The sequence below is a fragment of the Paenactinomyces guangxiensis genome, assembly GCF_016055185.1.
Classification (GTDB): Bacteria; Bacillota; Bacilli; order Thermoactinomycetales; family Thermoactinomycetaceae; genus Paenactinomyces; species Paenactinomyces guangxiensis.
The window spans coordinates 20,602-35,152 of record NZ_JAECVR010000003.1 but is presented as its reverse complement, the minus strand read 5'-3'; the positions used below and the strand labels follow the sequence as shown (position 1 = coordinate 35,152).

Below are 14,551 nucleotides of genomic sequence, written 5' to 3'. Positions count from 1 at the left end.
CATGAGTGAACAAAAATGGGTGAATCAGAAGCTGGACCGAATTCGGCACTGGCTTGGCCAGAAGGGGTTGGACGGTGTTTTATTGTGTAAAAAACGAAACTTTTCCTGGCTGACCTGTGGAAAGGCCAATCATATTGAGTTAAATACCGAGCAGGGTGTGGCTGATCTGCTGATCACTCAAAACCGCGCTATCTGTATTACCACCCGGATGGAAGCGGAGCGAATTGCGAGTGAGGAGCTGGACGGTTTAGGTTTTGAAATGGTGGTTTCCGAATGGATCGAAGGTAGAGAAAAAACAATTCAGCATCTGTGCCGGGGTAAAAAAATTGCCACTGATGTTTCTCCGGAATTAATAGGGCTGGATCAGGGGATCTGTCTGGATAGAGAGATCGCCCGGCTAAGTTATGCCCTCACGGATGAGGAAGCGGCCAGATACCGGAACATCTGTTTAAACGCAGCAAAAGCCCTGGAGTCAACCTGCCGGGAAATTGAACCCGATATGACTGAATTTGAGATTCAGGCTACACTGGCGAAAAAAGTTTTTACCAGAGGGATGCGGCCTGTTGTCATGCTTGTAGCCACCGATGAAAGGATCTACCGCTTTCGCCATCCGATCCCTACATCGAAGCGCTTGCAAACATATGCGATGCTGGTATTGTGCGCAGAGCAGAGCGGACTGATCGCCAACATGACCCGTTTTGTCCACTTCGGTCCCTTGTCCCCGGAGTTGAGCGAAAATCGATACAAATTGGCACAGATTGATGTGGCGATGAATAGCGCTACCCGCCCAGGCACAGAGATTAAACAGGTATTTCAATCAGGAATCCGGGCTTATCAAGAAGCCGGTCATGGAGAAGATTGGCACTATTTGCATCAGGGCGGGCCAACCGGATATGCGACGCGCGAATTTTTGGCGACGCCGGATTGTGAAGGAGTGGTTCAACTAAACCAGGCATTTGCATGGAATCCTTCCATTCGTGGTTTAAAATCAGAGGATACCATCTTAGTCAAAGAAGAACACAATGAAATTCTTACTCACACCGATGAGTGGATATATATTACAATTAAAAAGGATGGACAAGAATTTAAACGTCCCGATATCCTTATTCGGTAGCAATGTGCAGTGAATGAATGGGCAAATTCCCGGAAAGGAAAGGAGGTCTCAGGCTTGCAAACAGGCAGTTTTCAATGGATGAAGTCTCTCAATAAGTCAACAATCCTAAATATGGTTCGCCTCCATGGTCCGATTTCCCGGGCGGAAATTGCCAAAATGACGAAATTAACCCCTCCGACGGTTACCAATATCGTCGCAGAACTGCTGGAATCACAGCTTATAGTGGAAAGTGACCTGGGAGTTTCCACAGGCGGCCGCAAACCCATCATGTTGAGAATCAACTCTTCCCGGTTTTACGTAGTGGGAGTGTACGCACGGGCGAAAAAAATAAATGCCGCCATTGCCAACCTGGATGGAAAGATCATCCATCAGCTGGGGAGCAAGGTTCCGCCTTTCCCCACGATGGAAGAGTTCTTGCAAACACTTAAGAGCCTTGTGGGAGACTGTTTAAAGTTGGCTGAAGCAGACAACCAGCCCGTTCTGGGAATCGGAGTGGGCATGCACGGACTGGTCGATCCGCAAAAAGGGGAATCCGTCTATGCTCCCCATCTGAAATTGCGGCAAATTCCGATTAAAGAATTTCTTGAACAAGAATTTAAAATTTCTGTTGAAGTAGAAAACGATGTACGGGCGATCGCTCTCGGAGAAAGCTGGTTTGGACAAGGGCGGAATCTGTCCAATTTCATCTGTGTAAATGTTGGAACAGGGGTTGGTGCCGGAATTATGATCGATCATCAGCTTTATCACGGAACCTCCTATTCAGCCGGTGAAATTGGACATACAACTATTGATGCCAACGGCCCTCTCTGCAGCTGTGGGAATATTGGTTGTTTAGAGGCGTTTGCCAGCGGGTCCGGCCTTGTGTTGCGGGCCAGACAGGCGATTCATTCGGGCAAGGAAACAACATTGTCAGAGATGGTACACGGAGACTTGGAACAGCTGACCGGGGAAATCATCTATCAGGCTGCTCGGAAAGGGGACCCCCTGGCAATTGAATTATTAAAAGAGACCGGGCGCTATCTGGGAATCGGTTTAGCCAATTTGATCAACACCCTGAACCCTTCACGGATCATTTTGCACGGAGGAGTTTCCCGGGCCGGTTCGTTTATCACGGAACCGTTGAAAGAGGTAGTGAACGCACGCTCCCTGGAAGTACCTGCCCGGCAAGTGTCCATCGTTTCCTCCAACCTGGGGAAACAGGCAACGGTAATCGGTGCTTTTACCCTTGTATTAAAAAAGTTATTTACCCCCGCTCCTTCATAAATGGACATGCGGGATCTACAAGTGATGCGGATATTACTTTGTACACCCGTTATCTGGAATCAGGTAGCGGTTTTTTTATTTCAAAAAACGAAGTGAAACAGATCGGCATGTTATACCAGGACTATTGACAATAGTACATTTTCATAATAATATATTTTTACGATATAAATAATTTTTGTGAAAACTGGCCTACAATCAATGCCCTGATTGGTAAATCCTTTACATGGAGGTAGACATGGATGAAAATGCTTGTAATCGGCGGAACCCGGTTTCTGGGACGATTTATAACGGAAGAGGCGTTAAGGCGAAACCACGAAGTTACTCTGTTTAATCGCGGGCTGACAAATCGTGGATTGTTTGATCAGGTTGAAACGATTTATGGGGATCGTGTCAAAGAGATTGAACGGCTGGGAGGCAGGAACTTTGATTCGGTTATTGATACTTGTGGGTTTGTTCCCTGGGCAATAAAGCCTTCCATACAATTTTTGTCGGGGAAAACCGGGCATTATGCTTATATCTCCAGTCAGTCGGTCTACCAGGATCTCAGTTCTCCCGGAGTGGATGAACAAACTCCTGCTGCAACTCTCCCGCCGGAAAAAGTAAGAGATCTTGAGCAACATGGTTACGGACCCTACGGGGAACATTATGGGGCGATGAAATTTTTGTGCGAGCAGTTGCTAGAAAAAGAAATGCCCGGACGTGTGTTACATGTTCGTGCCGGTTTAATCGTGGGTCCTCATGATTATACCGACCGCTTCTCCTACTGGGTGCAGCGAGTAGCAGAGGGAGGGGAAATCCTGGCTCCGGGCCGGCCGGAACAACCGATTCAATTTATCGATGTCCGGGATCTGGCCCGTTGGGTAGTAGACATGGCTGAGCAAAGACAAACAGGTATTTTCAACGCCACGGGACCTGATAAACCTTTGACAATGAAGGAATTCTTAGCCGAATGCCAGCAGGTGAGCGAAAGTGATGCATTTTTCACATGGGTGGATGAAAAGTTTTTATTGCAAAATCATGTGCAGCCATGGACAGATTTGCCGTTGTGGTTGCCTGAGAGGACAGGTTTAACGGAAGAGGAAAAGCCGTTTCTCGGCTTTTTTCGGGTGGATGCATCCCGGGCCGTTGCAAAGGGGCTTGTCTTTCGTCCATTGTCGGAAACAGTTGACGATCTGCTCAAGTGGTTGCGGGAAGAGCAAAAAAGAGAATGGAAAACAGGAGTGTCTCGAGAGCAGGAGCGGGAGTTGTTAATTCTGTGGAAGCAGAAGGAAAAATGAAGTCACGCCAAAATCGGTCAGTAATCCTTCTTTCATATAAGACTTGACGATGAGCGATAATCTATGGGTATAGAATAATTTTATATATTTAAAAATAATTATATTAAAAAAAGAATCCTATAAATTTAACTACTTAATGATATTATTTAAGATCATTGATACACTCCTTTTCTTTTAAAGAGAATAGAGTGTTTTTTTTTCACTTAACTAGGGGTCTATGAGAATGAATATTAAAAATAATTTTCGGACTACTTGAAATTATATAATGACTATGCCATAATAAAAAAGACTGACTGGTCATTTTTTAAAGAGATGACAAGAATGGAGAGACAATGATGAGCTTCATAAAGAAAATACCGGTTGAAGATGTGAAGCATTTTGTTCCTCTGGTGGCCAATGCATATCCGGGTTTAAATATGTCTGAAGAAAAAGTGCGGGAAGCTTTTTTAAAAACACAAACAGAGGATCTTTTTTCAGATTTTTACGGATACTACAGGGGAAACCAATTGCTGGGTTGTATGAAAATTTATGATTTTTCCATGAATTTGTATGGAACCAAAGTTTTAGCAGGCGGGCTGGGAACGGTTGCCGTACACCTTTTACATAAAAAAGAAAAGATCGCCAAAGAGCTGGTCACCTTCTTTTTACAGTATTGCCGGGAAAAAGGGGCTTGCCTGGCATTACTGTATCCATTTCGGCCCGATTTTTATAAAAAGATGGGATTTGGGTATGGAACAAAGGTAAATCAATACCGGGTTTTGCCGGATTGTTTACCCAGAGGAAAGTCCAAGGAGAATGTCTTTTTTGTCACAGAGGCGGAAAAAGAAAATCTCCTTGCCTGTTACCGGCGTTTTATGGAAAAAACCCACGGAATGATCGATAAAACCCAGGGAGAGCTGGATGCTTTATTTGAAAATAAGCGTCACTGGATTGCAGCTTTTAAACAGGACGGGCAAATCCGGGGCTACCTTGTGCTGGAAGCTCAAAGCGCTCATGAGGAAAACCGGTTTTTTAATGATTTACATGTGAAAGAAATGATTTACGAATCGCCCGAGTCTCTGAGCGAGTTGCTTACCTTTTTACACAGCCAGCTCGATCAGTTCCAAAGAATTGTGTTTAACACCCAGGATGAAGATTTTTATCATTTGCTGACCGATCCCCGGAATGGATCCAACCGCATGATCCCCTCTCTTTTTCATGAAAGTTATGTGTCAGGTGTCGGACTGATGTACCGGGTGATTAACCTCAAAAATCTGTTTTCCCAATTAACTTTGCGCCGATTTGGCAATCAGAGCTGTACAGTGAACTTTAAGATTCGTGACAGTTTTCTCCCGGAAAATGAAAAAAGTTGCGTGGTCAGCTTTAGGGACGGCTTTCCGCGGGTTATGGATCATTCAGAGGCAGAGGTGGAAGTTGATCTGGATATTTCTGATTTTTCCTCTCTCATGATGGGATCTGTCTCCTTTAAAAGCCTGGTCGGCTATGGTTTGGTAAAATTGTCTGATCCCGCCTGTCTAAGCCGGCTGGAGCAGATATTTTCCAAACAGGAAAAGCCGGTGTGCACAACTACATTCTAAAGCTGATGTTTGCTTTCATCCCGCGTTTGGAAACCGGTGGGCTTTCATACAGCTTTTTCAGTAGTGATTGAACGGAGAAAACGGTTCGGGCTGGTAAAGGGACCGCCGGTGCAATCAAATGCAAAATGATTGGATATAAAGGAGGTGATGGGATACCGTATAATGGTTTTTTTCCTGTTTGTGTGAAGAGCTGGATCTGTAAGAGTACATAAAAGAAGAGGAGAATGCCGGATGGATTCAATGGCGCAAATGATGAAAGAGTTAACGGAAATCCATGGAGCGTCAGGGTTTGAGAGTGAAGTGCGCAGAAAGATGGAAGAATATTTGGAACCGTTGACAGAAGAAATCTTAAAAGACCGCCTCGGTAGTGTGATTGCCAGGAAAACGGGAGATGTAAACGGGCCGCGCGTCTTGATTGCCGGTCATCTGGATGAAATTGGATTTATGGTTACCCATATTACCGATCAGGGTTTCCTTCGCTTCCAGCAATTGGGCGGGTGGTGGACCCATACTCTGCCTTCCCAGCGCGTCATGATTAAAACACGAAAAGGAGAGCGCCTGGGAATTATCGGCTGTAAGGCTCCCCATGTGTTAACGAAAGAAGAACAAAACAAATTAATCCCTCTCACACAACTGTTTATTGATGTAGGGGCCGGGAGCCGGGAAGAAGTGGAAGAGATGGGAATCCGTCTTGGAGACCCGGTGACGCCGTTATCTGACTTTTTCACCATGCGCAACGGGGAGTTATGGGGAGGAAAAGCGCTGGATAACCGTGCCGGATGTGCGCTTGCAGTAGAGGTGTTAAAACGGTTGCAAGGGGAAGACCATCCAAATATCGTTTTCAGTGGAGCCACGGTTCAAGAGGAAGTAGGTTTACGGGGAGCGGCAACCGTCGCTAACCTGGTGAAACCGGATATCGCTTTTGCTCTGGATGTGGGGGCTGCTTATGACACTCCGGGTTTTGAATCTTATCAGGCAAAGGCTGATATTGGAAAGGGACCTCTTCTTATGTTGATGGATTTTACCATGGTTCCGCATATCGGGCTGCGGGATTTAGTGATTGATACCGCCGATGAGTTGGAGATTTCATTGCAATATGATGCCTTGATGCAGGGAGGAACGGATGGCGGAAGATTCCATCTGAACGGAATCGGTTGCCCTACCGTTGCGATCGGATTTCCAACCCGTTATATTCACAGCCATAATTCTCTCATGTCACGCAGCGACTTTGAGCAAGCCGCCACCCTGCTCACAGCCTTGATCAAAAAGCTTGATCATGATACAGTGCAAAAGTTATTTGCACATTAATGCTTTGCAGAGGAGGATCACGATTTGTCTCCAAAAGTCACTGACGAATATAAAGAAGAGAAACGCAGTCAGATTTTAGAGGGAGCTCTCCATTGTTTTGCTCTGAAGGGGTATCAGGCAACGACAATCAATGATATCGCACAGTATCTGAATTTGAGTAAAGGGGCCATATATACTTATTTTTCCAGTAAAGAAGAGATATATATTCAGCTTATGGAAGAACAAACCCGCCATTCTAACAATGAGATTCGCGGACAGTTTCAAACCCTTCCTACGGCGGAGGAGAAGCTGCACTTTCTCTTTCGGTATTTTCGTCAACGTTCCTTTAACTGTATGCGGCAACTGGGCAAGGTTTACTATGAATTCTGGTTGTATTCCTCCCGTAAAGATGAATTGCAAAGATTGATGGATCATCGTTACCAGCATGCCATCTCCCAGATCGGTGAAGTGATTGCGGAAGGACAGAGAAACGGTGAGTTTCGCCGGGATGTAAATGACCAGTTTGTTGGTTCATTATTTTGGATCTTGCGTGACGGGAGTCTATTGCATTTTTCTGTCATAGGGGATGAACAAATGTACCAAAACGTCTGGCGCGAAGCAGAAGAAATGCTTTTTAGCTATCTGCTGACCACTCCCGATGCCTGAAGGCAGGGTATTTTTGTGTAACCCTTCTACCGAAGAGAATTGATGAACCCACCCGATTCATCCGGAAGGTGGGTTCATTTTTTTGCTTGTCTACTTAAATGGTAAATATATACTATTTTTTTCTGCATATCTTTTAACCGTTTGTTTAAATCTAACTTTAAGGACAGACTGAAGGATCGGGAAATAAAGAGTAGGTATCTATTTTTTGAATTTATATAAAATATCTGACTAAATCCATTTTACTCAAGGAAGTGGGAATTTGTGGGGTTGTTTCGCACAAAAAATATCGCTGATTTAATCCGGGAAACGAAAGGCAAAAATAAATTGAAAAGAGAGCTCACCTCTTGGGATTTAACTCTGCTGGGGATTGGAGCCGTTATTGGCACGGGAATATTCGTGCTGACCGGTACGGGATCCGTTACAGCCGGGCCGGCACTTGTGATCTCCTTTATCATTGCGGGGCTTGCTGCTGCGCTGGCTGCATTGGCCTATGCGGAGTATGCTTCTCTCGTTCCGGTAGCCGGTTCTGTTTATACTTACAGCTACGCGACATTAGGTGAATTTGTCGCATGGATTATCGGTTGGGACCTTGTTTTGGAATATTTATTTGCCGTTAGTTCAGTTTCAGTCGGGTGGTCGGGATACTTCCAATCCCTGCTTGACGGATTGGGCATTCATTTGCCCACCGCCTTGCGAGGGGCACCCGGAGCAAAGGCAGGAATGATTACCTACTTTAATCTTCCGTCATTTCTGATCGTTATTGCCATCACCTTCTTGCTCTCCCGTGGAATCACTCAGTCGAAACGTGTAAATAATATCATGGTCCTGATCAAAGTTCTTGTTATTCTGTTGTTCATTTCAGTGGGAGTCGGCTACGTAAAACCGGATCACTGGACTCCGTTTTCTCCCTTCGGATTTAATGGCGTGATTACAGCAGCGGCCACTGTCTTTTTCGCTTATGTCGGCTTTGATGCCGTAGCCGCTGCGGCCGAGGAAACACGGAACCCGAAAAAAGATTTGCCCATAGGCCTGTTGTTCTCGCTTGGAGTTTGTACTTTGCTCTATATCGTTGTCACGCTGGTGATGACAGGAGTTGTTCCATACTGGGAATTTAAGGCTGATCTTGCCCATCCGGTTTCTCTTGCCCTGCAAAAAGCGGGGCAAAATTGGGCTGCCGGCATTGTTGACCTGGGTGCCATCCTGGGAATGATGACGGTGATGCTTGTTATGTTGTACGGACAAACGCGAATTTCCTTTGCTATGTCACGTGACGGATTGTTACCGAAGGCTTTTTCCAAAGTTCATCCAAAATATAAGACACCGTTTTCCACCACCTGGTTTCTGGGAACAGTTGCTGCACTGGTTGGTGCCCTGATCCCGCTGAGTGATCTGGCCGAATTAGTTAACATTGGAACCTTGTTTGCCTTTACACTGGTCTCGGTCGGTGTACTTGTCCTCCGCAAAACAAGGCCCGATCTGCCACGGGTATTCCGTACTCCGGGAGTGCCGGTTGTACCCATTCTGTCAGTATTCATCAATTTATACTTGATGTCGCGGCTGCAACTGATTACCTGGGTTGCTTTCCTCATCTGGATGGCCATCGGACTTGTGGTCTATTTCAGCTATTCAAGAAAACATGCTGTTTTAAATCAGGCAGAACATTAACAGTGAATCCTTACAATTAAAGGCTAAAAACCGGTCTCCCTCAGCTTTCTGAGTTGAGTGACCGGTTTTTGAAAAACAGTCCCGTTGAAGGACGGGGTTTTTGTGCGAGATGCAATGGAAAGTGTCTCTCTTTGATGTTCATTTGCAATGGAAAGGGTTCTAAACCAGGTTTGTAAACGTTAGTAGACACTCCCATCCCATAAATATTTCTTGATTAATTCGTGATTGATTTCGATTCCAATCCCATTTCCTTTTGGTAGAGAAACCAAACCTTTCACCGGTTGCAGCGGCACCAGATTTGTAAAGGGATTTTCCATTACATCCCATTCTACCGGCTCAATGCAATTCTCCTCCATCTTCGTCCAGGGAGGCAGGCATGCCTGGGCAAACAAAGCATATAAGCGGGAAAGAGCCCCGTCAAAAGCATGGGGCGACCCCTGCAACCCCAGAGTGCGGGTCAATTGTAATGTTTCCCTGTACCCGTCAATTCCGGGCTGGTGGCTGACATCCGGTTGAATGATGTCAAGGGCCCCTTCATATAACAATGTGAGAAATTCCCTGGTAGTTTGCAGATTTTCTCCGCCTGCGAGCGGAACAGACAGATTTGCCCGCAGCATCTTATACTCCTTGATCTGATAAAGAGGAAGGGGCTCTTCAAACCAGAGAAGATTGCTCCAGTTTGCAAATAAGCGTTCCCACTTGTAAGAGGTAGCATAATCGTAGCTTTGATTGGCATCGATTGCCAACAGGATTTCTTCTTCAAACTTCTGTTGCAGCAGCCGGATATGTTTTTGATCTTCCTGCAAGGATCGGCCGCCAACCTTTACTTTCATCTGATGAAATCCTGCAAGGCTCGCTTGTTCAACCAGTTGCAGGGAATGCTTAACCCAATCTTCTCCTTCGCTGTAGGATTGAAAGGAGGCATAGACCGGTACAGTGTCCCGCCATCTGCCTCCCCACAGGTCACATACGGACAAGCCGGACGCTTTGGCAATAATCTCCGTTAAAGCCATACTCACTCCCGCTGTCGCCCGTTGGTTCCACTTTTTCAATACTTTGACAAGCTCAGTTCTTTGGGTCGCCTGTTTCCCGATTAAAAAAGGAATCACCCGTTCTTGAAATCCTTTATCCAGCGTAGGCAGCCAATCAATTACTTCCCCCCATCCCTCAATGCCCGATTTTGTGGTCACACGGAACAAATAACAGGACCGATAGTTTTTGTAACCATTGGCATCTCCGTAAGGCCGCTTCAGTCTGTACAGTAAAGGAAATGTCTCTATTTTCTTGATTTCCATTTGGATAGCTCCGTTTAGAAGATATTTACAGGTATATATTATCTTCTTTTTATTCTCAACTTATTCTTTTCAGGAGGAAGTGTTAGAGAGAAGCAAAATAATTTTATGACTTACCAACCAACCGGGGGATGATAGGTAGAATTCTGCCTTCCCCATTAGACACACACTTTCACAGAAAAAAGAAGCTATCTGTGATCCAAGATAGCTCCGTGCAGTTGACTTCCACATATAGGTTATGAGGAAATGGTATTCTCAGCAGGTCTCATTAATTTCAGTTTCTTAAACAGTTGCACCAGGCGGGTTCCCATCGGTAACAGACGGAGTTCGTTTTCCCCGATGGTGCCGGTGAGTAAGAGAGCAATTCCATAGATGACCGCCCCAAAGCCGCATAAAAGGAGGCTCAAGAATGTATAGGTTAACCGGGTGGCGCCATTCAGGTCCATCCAGTGGTGGATTCCGGTGTTAATACAGAAAAGGGCGCCTGCCATAATCAGGGTACAGAACAGCGGCTTGATAAAATTCCCGGTGATATGGACGCGAACTTTCGTTTTGCGCATAACCATCCACATATTGAGACAGCAAACCACAAGATAAGCGATAACCATGGCCAACGCGGAACCGGCAATGCCGAAAACAGGGATAAAGATGATATTTGCTGTAATTTTGACCGCCGCACCGATTAAAAGATGGCGCACCGGAAGTTTGTTGTAGCCCAGTCCCTGGAGAATTCCCGAACTGGTCACCGCCAATGTGCTAAAGATGGCTGAGAAGGCAAGCACAGCGAGTGTAGTCGTACCGTCCCCGTTTTTGTACATCATAATATTGAGCGGACGTGCCAGAATGGCTAAACCTACACTGCAAGGAAGTCCGATGACCAGAGTCATCAACCATGCTTGCGAGATTTTCCGTTCTACCGCTTCCATCTCCTGTTTGGCCACATGGGCGGAGATCGCCGGGATCAGTGCCAGCGTCAGCGCAGACGAAAAAGTGGAGATGACATTGACAAAAGGCTCTCCGCGGCTGTAGATGCCAAACAATGTATTGGTCATCTCTTCGTCAAATCCCCGGGCCATCAAAAGTCTGGGAACAGAGAAAGAATCAATGAGTCCGATGAGCGGCAGTACCAGTGTGGCCAGTGAAATAGGAATTGCATAGCGGATAATCTCTTTTGCTAAAGGCCGCAGCGGCTCAGGCTTGAATGTTTCCTGCTGCCTGTCCGAAATCAGCGCTTGTTTACGATCACGATGGTTATACCAGAGCACAATAAAGAGTCCGCCGATCGCACCTGCGAAAGCCCCTGACGTTGCACCGGCCGCCACGATCTCCTTTGAAAAGTGGGCTTGTACCATCCAGTAGGTTAATCCGATCACTGTTCCCACCCGGATGATTTGTTCCACAACCTGGGAGATCCCTGTTGGCATCATCTGTTGATGGCCTTGAAAATAGCCGCGGTAAACTCCCATGACCGGGACGATCAGAATGGCAAAAGCCAGCATTTGCAAAGAGGGCTTGGTAGGCGGATTTTCCAGCAAAACGCGGGAAATAAAATCAGCCCCAAAGAAAAGCAGGGAAAAAGCACATAAGCCGCTGATGGTAAGAATGAGTGAAGCGGCTTTCAACACTTGCCGGGCTCCCATCCGGTCTCCCCGGGACAGCCTTTCCGCGACAAATTTGGATACTGTAATGGGGATTCCGGCAGAAGCCACCATAAGCAATATAGAATAAAAAGGAAAAGAAATGCGGTACAGGCCTACTGTTTCGTCACCGGCGATATTTTGAAAAGGAGCCCAGAATAAACTCCCGATCACTTTTGTAAATAAAGTGGCAACACTGAGTATCAGAGTGCCTTTCACCAGTTTGTTTGCCATGAAGACAACTTCCTTTGCAAAAAGATTCGTTTTTTATCTGTAAAAGTGACAGTCATGAATATTGCAACATTCTCTATTCTATCAGGTTCCCAGAGTAAATCCCACCTCAGAAACTCCAATTTATAGAAAAAACAGGGGTTTGGGCCAGGAATGTTCCCCAAAAAAACGCCAACTTGAAATTTCTTATGGAGAGGAACAAAATAATAGTATGGAAAAAAACAGTCGTTTAATGAGTATGACAGGCTATGGCCGTGGAGAAATTGATAACAACGGAATTCGCTTTTTGACAGAGATCCGCTCTGTCAATCATCGTTTTTTGGAGATCGTTGTCCGGCTGCCGCATGGATGGTTGTCGCTGGAAGAAGCAATACGCAAACAGGTCCAGCAAGTGATTAGGCGTGGGCGGGTCGATGTTTTTATCACAGCGGAAGGAAACCTGCAATCGGAGAGAAAAGTGGAAGTTGATTGGGGGATCGTGGAAAGCTTTGTACAGGTGGGCAAGCAGGTGGAAGAGCGTTTGGGAATCAGTGGCAGCCTCACCATCGCTGATCTGATCAACAAACCTGAGTGTTGGATCATCGAAGAGCCCGAATGGGATGTGGATGAATACCGGGAGGCATTGCTCCAGTCCGTGGAGGAGGCCTGTCAGGACTTAAAAAAGATGAGACAAAGGGAAGGCAGGCATTTGGCCGGGGATCTGTCCGGGCGTGTACAGACGATCGTCAGGCTGGTGGACAAAATGAAGCAAAAAGCGCCTCTTGCCGTGGAACATATACAAAATCGCTTGCACGCTCGCATGCAGGAATTATTGGCAGGAAGAGAGTTCGATGAAAACAGGCTGTTGACGGAAGTGGCTGTTTTTGCCGATAAAGCTGATATCACGGAAGAGTTGATAAGGCTGGAGAGCCACGCCCGCCAATTTTTGCTGGCCCTCTCTTCAACAGAACCGGTAGGGCGCAGGCTTGATTTTCTTATTCAAGAAATGAACCGCGAGGCAAACACGATCGGTTCAAAAGCAAATATACAATCCATCAGTTCCCTTGTTGTTGATTGCAAGAGTGAATTAGAAAAAATGAAAGAACAGGTGCAAAATATCGAGTAAATCATTGATTCATTGGGGAAAACCGTCTAAAATAGCGTAGTAGGGTGAAAATAAAACAGCAAGCTGGGGAAATTTATACCATTCAGAAGCTAAAGGGCGAGGAGGTACTCAGGTTTGGGTATCAAATTAATAAATATCGGATTTGGCAATATTGTTTCTGCAAATCGCATCGTTTCCATTGTCAGCCCAGACTCTGCCCCGATCAAACGCATTATTCAGGAAGCACGGGATCGCGGTGTTTTAATTGATGCTACTTATGGTCGTCGAACCAGAGCCGTAATTATTACTGACAGCGACCATGTCATTTTGTCTGCCGTCCAGCCGGAAACCGTTGCCCACCGCCTGGCAAGCAAGGAGCAGCCGGAAGAGATGATGGAATAGGAAGGATATCATGAGAGCTGATTACCAAAAAGATGGTTTGTTAATCGTAATCTCAGGGCCGTCAGGTGTAGGAAAAGGTACCATCTGCTCGGCACTGCGCCAGAGGTTGCCGGAGTTGACCTATTCCGTTTCCGCAACGACCCGTGCTCCGCGCGAAGGGGAAAAAGAGGGGGTCAACTATTTCTTTAAAACGGTTCCTGAGTTCAAAAAAATGATTGAACATGATGAGCTGATTGAATGGGCTCAATATGTGGGGAATTATTACGGTACGCCTCGGCGGTTTGTGGAGGAAACCCTGAAGTCGGGCAAAGATATTGTCCTGGAGGTTGAAGTTCAGGGGGCACTCCAGGTAAAGCAGCGTTTTCCCAAGGGCATTTTTATCTTTTTATTACCTCCGACCATGGAAGATTTGAAAAAACGTATTCTCCATCGCGGAACAGAAACGGAAGAATCGCTTGCAGACCGGTTAGGTGTAGCCATTGATGAATTTAAGCAGATCCATCATTACGATTATGTTGTCATTAATGATGAAGTGGAACGGGCCTGTGACCGGATCGAGGCGATTATCATGGCCGAGCACTGTCGCAAAGACAGATTGATTCTCAGTCAAGGGTAGGAGGGATTTTGGTGCTTTATCCATCTATTGATCAGTTAATGAAGAAAGCAGACAGCAAATACTCACTGGTGGTTATGGCGGCGAAACGGGCCAGACAGCTGTTAGACGGGAAAGAGGCTCAATTAAACCCCAACTCAAAAAAATATGTAGGAGTTGCTCTGGAAGAAATCGCAGCAGATATCCTTGTCACACCATCGCGTCAATCTTGAAAAATAACAACCTCCTGCAGGTTGTTTGTTCAGCTTGTTGACAAGTTTTCTCGAAGAGAGGGATGTTTCACGGGAATGTCTGAGCCAAAAGGTAGACGTGTCGGAAACATCCCTCAAAAGCATGTTTGTCATCTGCTTTCATAACAACCTCTGAAAGGTTGTTATTTTTCTATGTGTTGAGACTCCGCACGGCTGAAGCACCATAGGCACTTCCGATGGTCGCCGTAGGAT

Annotated in this window: 13 protein-coding genes; 11 read left to right on the top strand and 2 right to left on the bottom strand. The window is 46.0% G+C overall.

The genetic code is table 11. From position 1 onward, the window contains the following. The first annotated feature begins 1 nt into the window (after position 1). The 7 genes from I8U27_RS04605 to I8U27_RS04575 all read left to right on the top strand — a co-directional run bounded on the left by I8U27_RS04605 (position 2) and on the right by I8U27_RS04575 (position 8,849). Complete coding sequence (locus I8U27_RS04605; RefSeq protein WP_181751450.1) at positions 2–1,114, top strand: M24 family metallopeptidase; 1,113 nt, start codon at positions 2–4, stop codon at positions 1,112–1,114. Between the two features lie 54 nt (positions 1,115–1,168). Then, on the top strand, positions 1,169–2,377 hold the full coding sequence (locus tag I8U27_RS04600; protein ID WP_232345249.1) for an ROK family transcriptional regulator: 1,209 nt from the start codon (positions 1,169–1,171) through the stop codon (positions 2,375–2,377). A 239-nt stretch (positions 2,378–2,616) separates the two neighbouring features. Continuing rightward, complete coding sequence (locus I8U27_RS04595; protein ID WP_181751449.1) at positions 2,617–3,654, top strand: NAD-dependent epimerase/dehydratase family protein; 1,038 nt, start codon at positions 2,617–2,619, stop codon at positions 3,652–3,654. Between the two features lie 335 nt (positions 3,655–3,989). Next, positions 3,990–5,231 carry a GNAT family N-acetyltransferase gene (locus I8U27_RS04590; protein WP_181751448.1) on the top strand — a complete coding sequence of 414 codons (1,242 nt, stop codon included), beginning with the start codon at positions 3,990–3,992 and terminating at the stop codon, positions 5,229–5,231. A gap of 231 nt (positions 5,232–5,462) precedes the next feature. Beyond that, entirely contained in the window at positions 5,463–6,539 is a 1,077-nt protein-coding gene (locus tag I8U27_RS04585) for a M42 family metallopeptidase (RefSeq protein ID WP_181751447.1), read from the top strand. A gap of 24 nt (positions 6,540–6,563) precedes the next feature. Then, positions 6,564–7,184 carry a TetR/AcrR family transcriptional regulator gene (locus I8U27_RS04580; protein ID WP_181751446.1) on the top strand — a complete coding sequence of 207 codons (621 nt, stop codon included), beginning with the start codon at positions 6,564–6,566 and terminating at the stop codon, positions 7,182–7,184. Positions 7,185–7,445: 261 nt separating this feature from the next. Continuing rightward, positions 7,446–8,849 (top strand): amino acid permease, encoded by a 1,404-nt coding sequence (locus I8U27_RS04575; RefSeq protein ID WP_181751445.1) that lies wholly within the window; start codon positions 7,446–7,448, stop codon positions 8,847–8,849. Between the two features lie 179 nt (positions 8,850–9,028). Here the strand turns inward: I8U27_RS04575 and I8U27_RS04570 are convergent, their stop codons facing one another. Both I8U27_RS04570 and I8U27_RS04565 read right to left on the bottom strand, forming a co-directional pair. Beyond that, the gene (locus tag I8U27_RS04570) at positions 9,029–10,144 is read right to left on the bottom strand and encodes a mandelate racemase/muconate lactonizing enzyme family protein (RefSeq protein WP_181751444.1); all 1,116 of its coding nucleotides are present in this window, start codon (positions 10,142–10,144) and stop codon (positions 9,029–9,031) included. A gap of 233 nt (positions 10,145–10,377) precedes the next feature. Then, complete coding sequence (locus I8U27_RS04565; protein ID WP_181751443.1) at positions 10,378–12,012, bottom strand: putative polysaccharide biosynthesis protein; 1,635 nt, start codon at positions 12,010–12,012, stop codon at positions 10,378–10,380. Positions 12,013–12,220: 208 nt separating this feature from the next. On the opposite strand from I8U27_RS04565, the gene I8U27_RS04560 reads away from it, so the two are divergent. The 4 genes from I8U27_RS04560 to rpoZ all read left to right on the top strand — a co-directional run bounded on the left by I8U27_RS04560 (position 12,221) and on the right by rpoZ (position 14,320). Beyond that, on the top strand, positions 12,221–13,114 hold the full coding sequence (locus I8U27_RS04560; RefSeq protein ID WP_181751442.1) for a YicC/YloC family endoribonuclease: 894 nt from the start codon (positions 12,221–12,223) through the stop codon (positions 13,112–13,114). A gap of 114 nt (positions 13,115–13,228) precedes the next feature. Continuing rightward, positions 13,229–13,495, top strand: coding sequence for an extracellular matrix/biofilm regulator RemA (gene remA / locus I8U27_RS04555; RefSeq protein ID WP_181751441.1), 267 nt, complete (start codon positions 13,229–13,231; stop codon positions 13,493–13,495). Positions 13,496–13,505: 10 nt separating this feature from the next. Further along, positions 13,506–14,111 carry a guanylate kinase gene (gene gmk, locus I8U27_RS04550; RefSeq protein WP_181751440.1) on the top strand — a complete coding sequence of 202 codons (606 nt, stop codon included), beginning with the start codon at positions 13,506–13,508 and terminating at the stop codon, positions 14,109–14,111. An 11-nt stretch (positions 14,112–14,122) separates the two neighbouring features. Continuing rightward, entirely contained in the window at positions 14,123–14,320 is a 198-nt protein-coding gene (rpoZ, locus tag I8U27_RS04545; protein WP_181751439.1) for a DNA-directed RNA polymerase subunit omega, read from the top strand. Positions 14,321–14,551 lie beyond the last annotated feature (231 nt).

Coding starts and splice junctions, on each gene's coding strand:
- I8U27_RS04605 (WP_181751450.1), top strand. CDS start 2: ATGAGTGAACAAAAATGGGTGAATCAGAAGCTGGACCGAATTCGGCAC.
- I8U27_RS04595 (WP_181751449.1), top strand. CDS start 2,617: ATGAAAATGCTTGTAATCGGCGGAACCCGGTTTCTGGGACGATTTATA.
- I8U27_RS04590 (WP_181751448.1), top strand. CDS start 3,990: ATGAGCTTCATAAAGAAAATACCGGTTGAAGATGTGAAGCATTTTGTT.
- I8U27_RS04585 (WP_181751447.1), top strand. CDS start 5,463: ATGGATTCAATGGCGCAAATGATGAAAGAGTTAACGGAAATCCATGGA.
- I8U27_RS04570 (WP_181751444.1), bottom strand. CDS start 10,144: ATGGAAATCAAGAAAATAGAGACATTTCCTTTACTGTACAGACTGAAG.
- I8U27_RS04565 (WP_181751443.1), bottom strand. CDS start 12,012: ATGGCAAACAAACTGGTGAAAGGCACTCTGATACTCAGTGTTGCCACT.
- I8U27_RS04560 (WP_181751442.1), top strand. CDS start 12,221: ATGGAAAAAAACAGTCGTTTAATGAGTATGACAGGCTATGGCCGTGGA.
- gmk (WP_181751440.1), top strand. CDS start 13,506: ATGAGAGCTGATTACCAAAAAGATGGTTTGTTAATCGTAATCTCAGGG.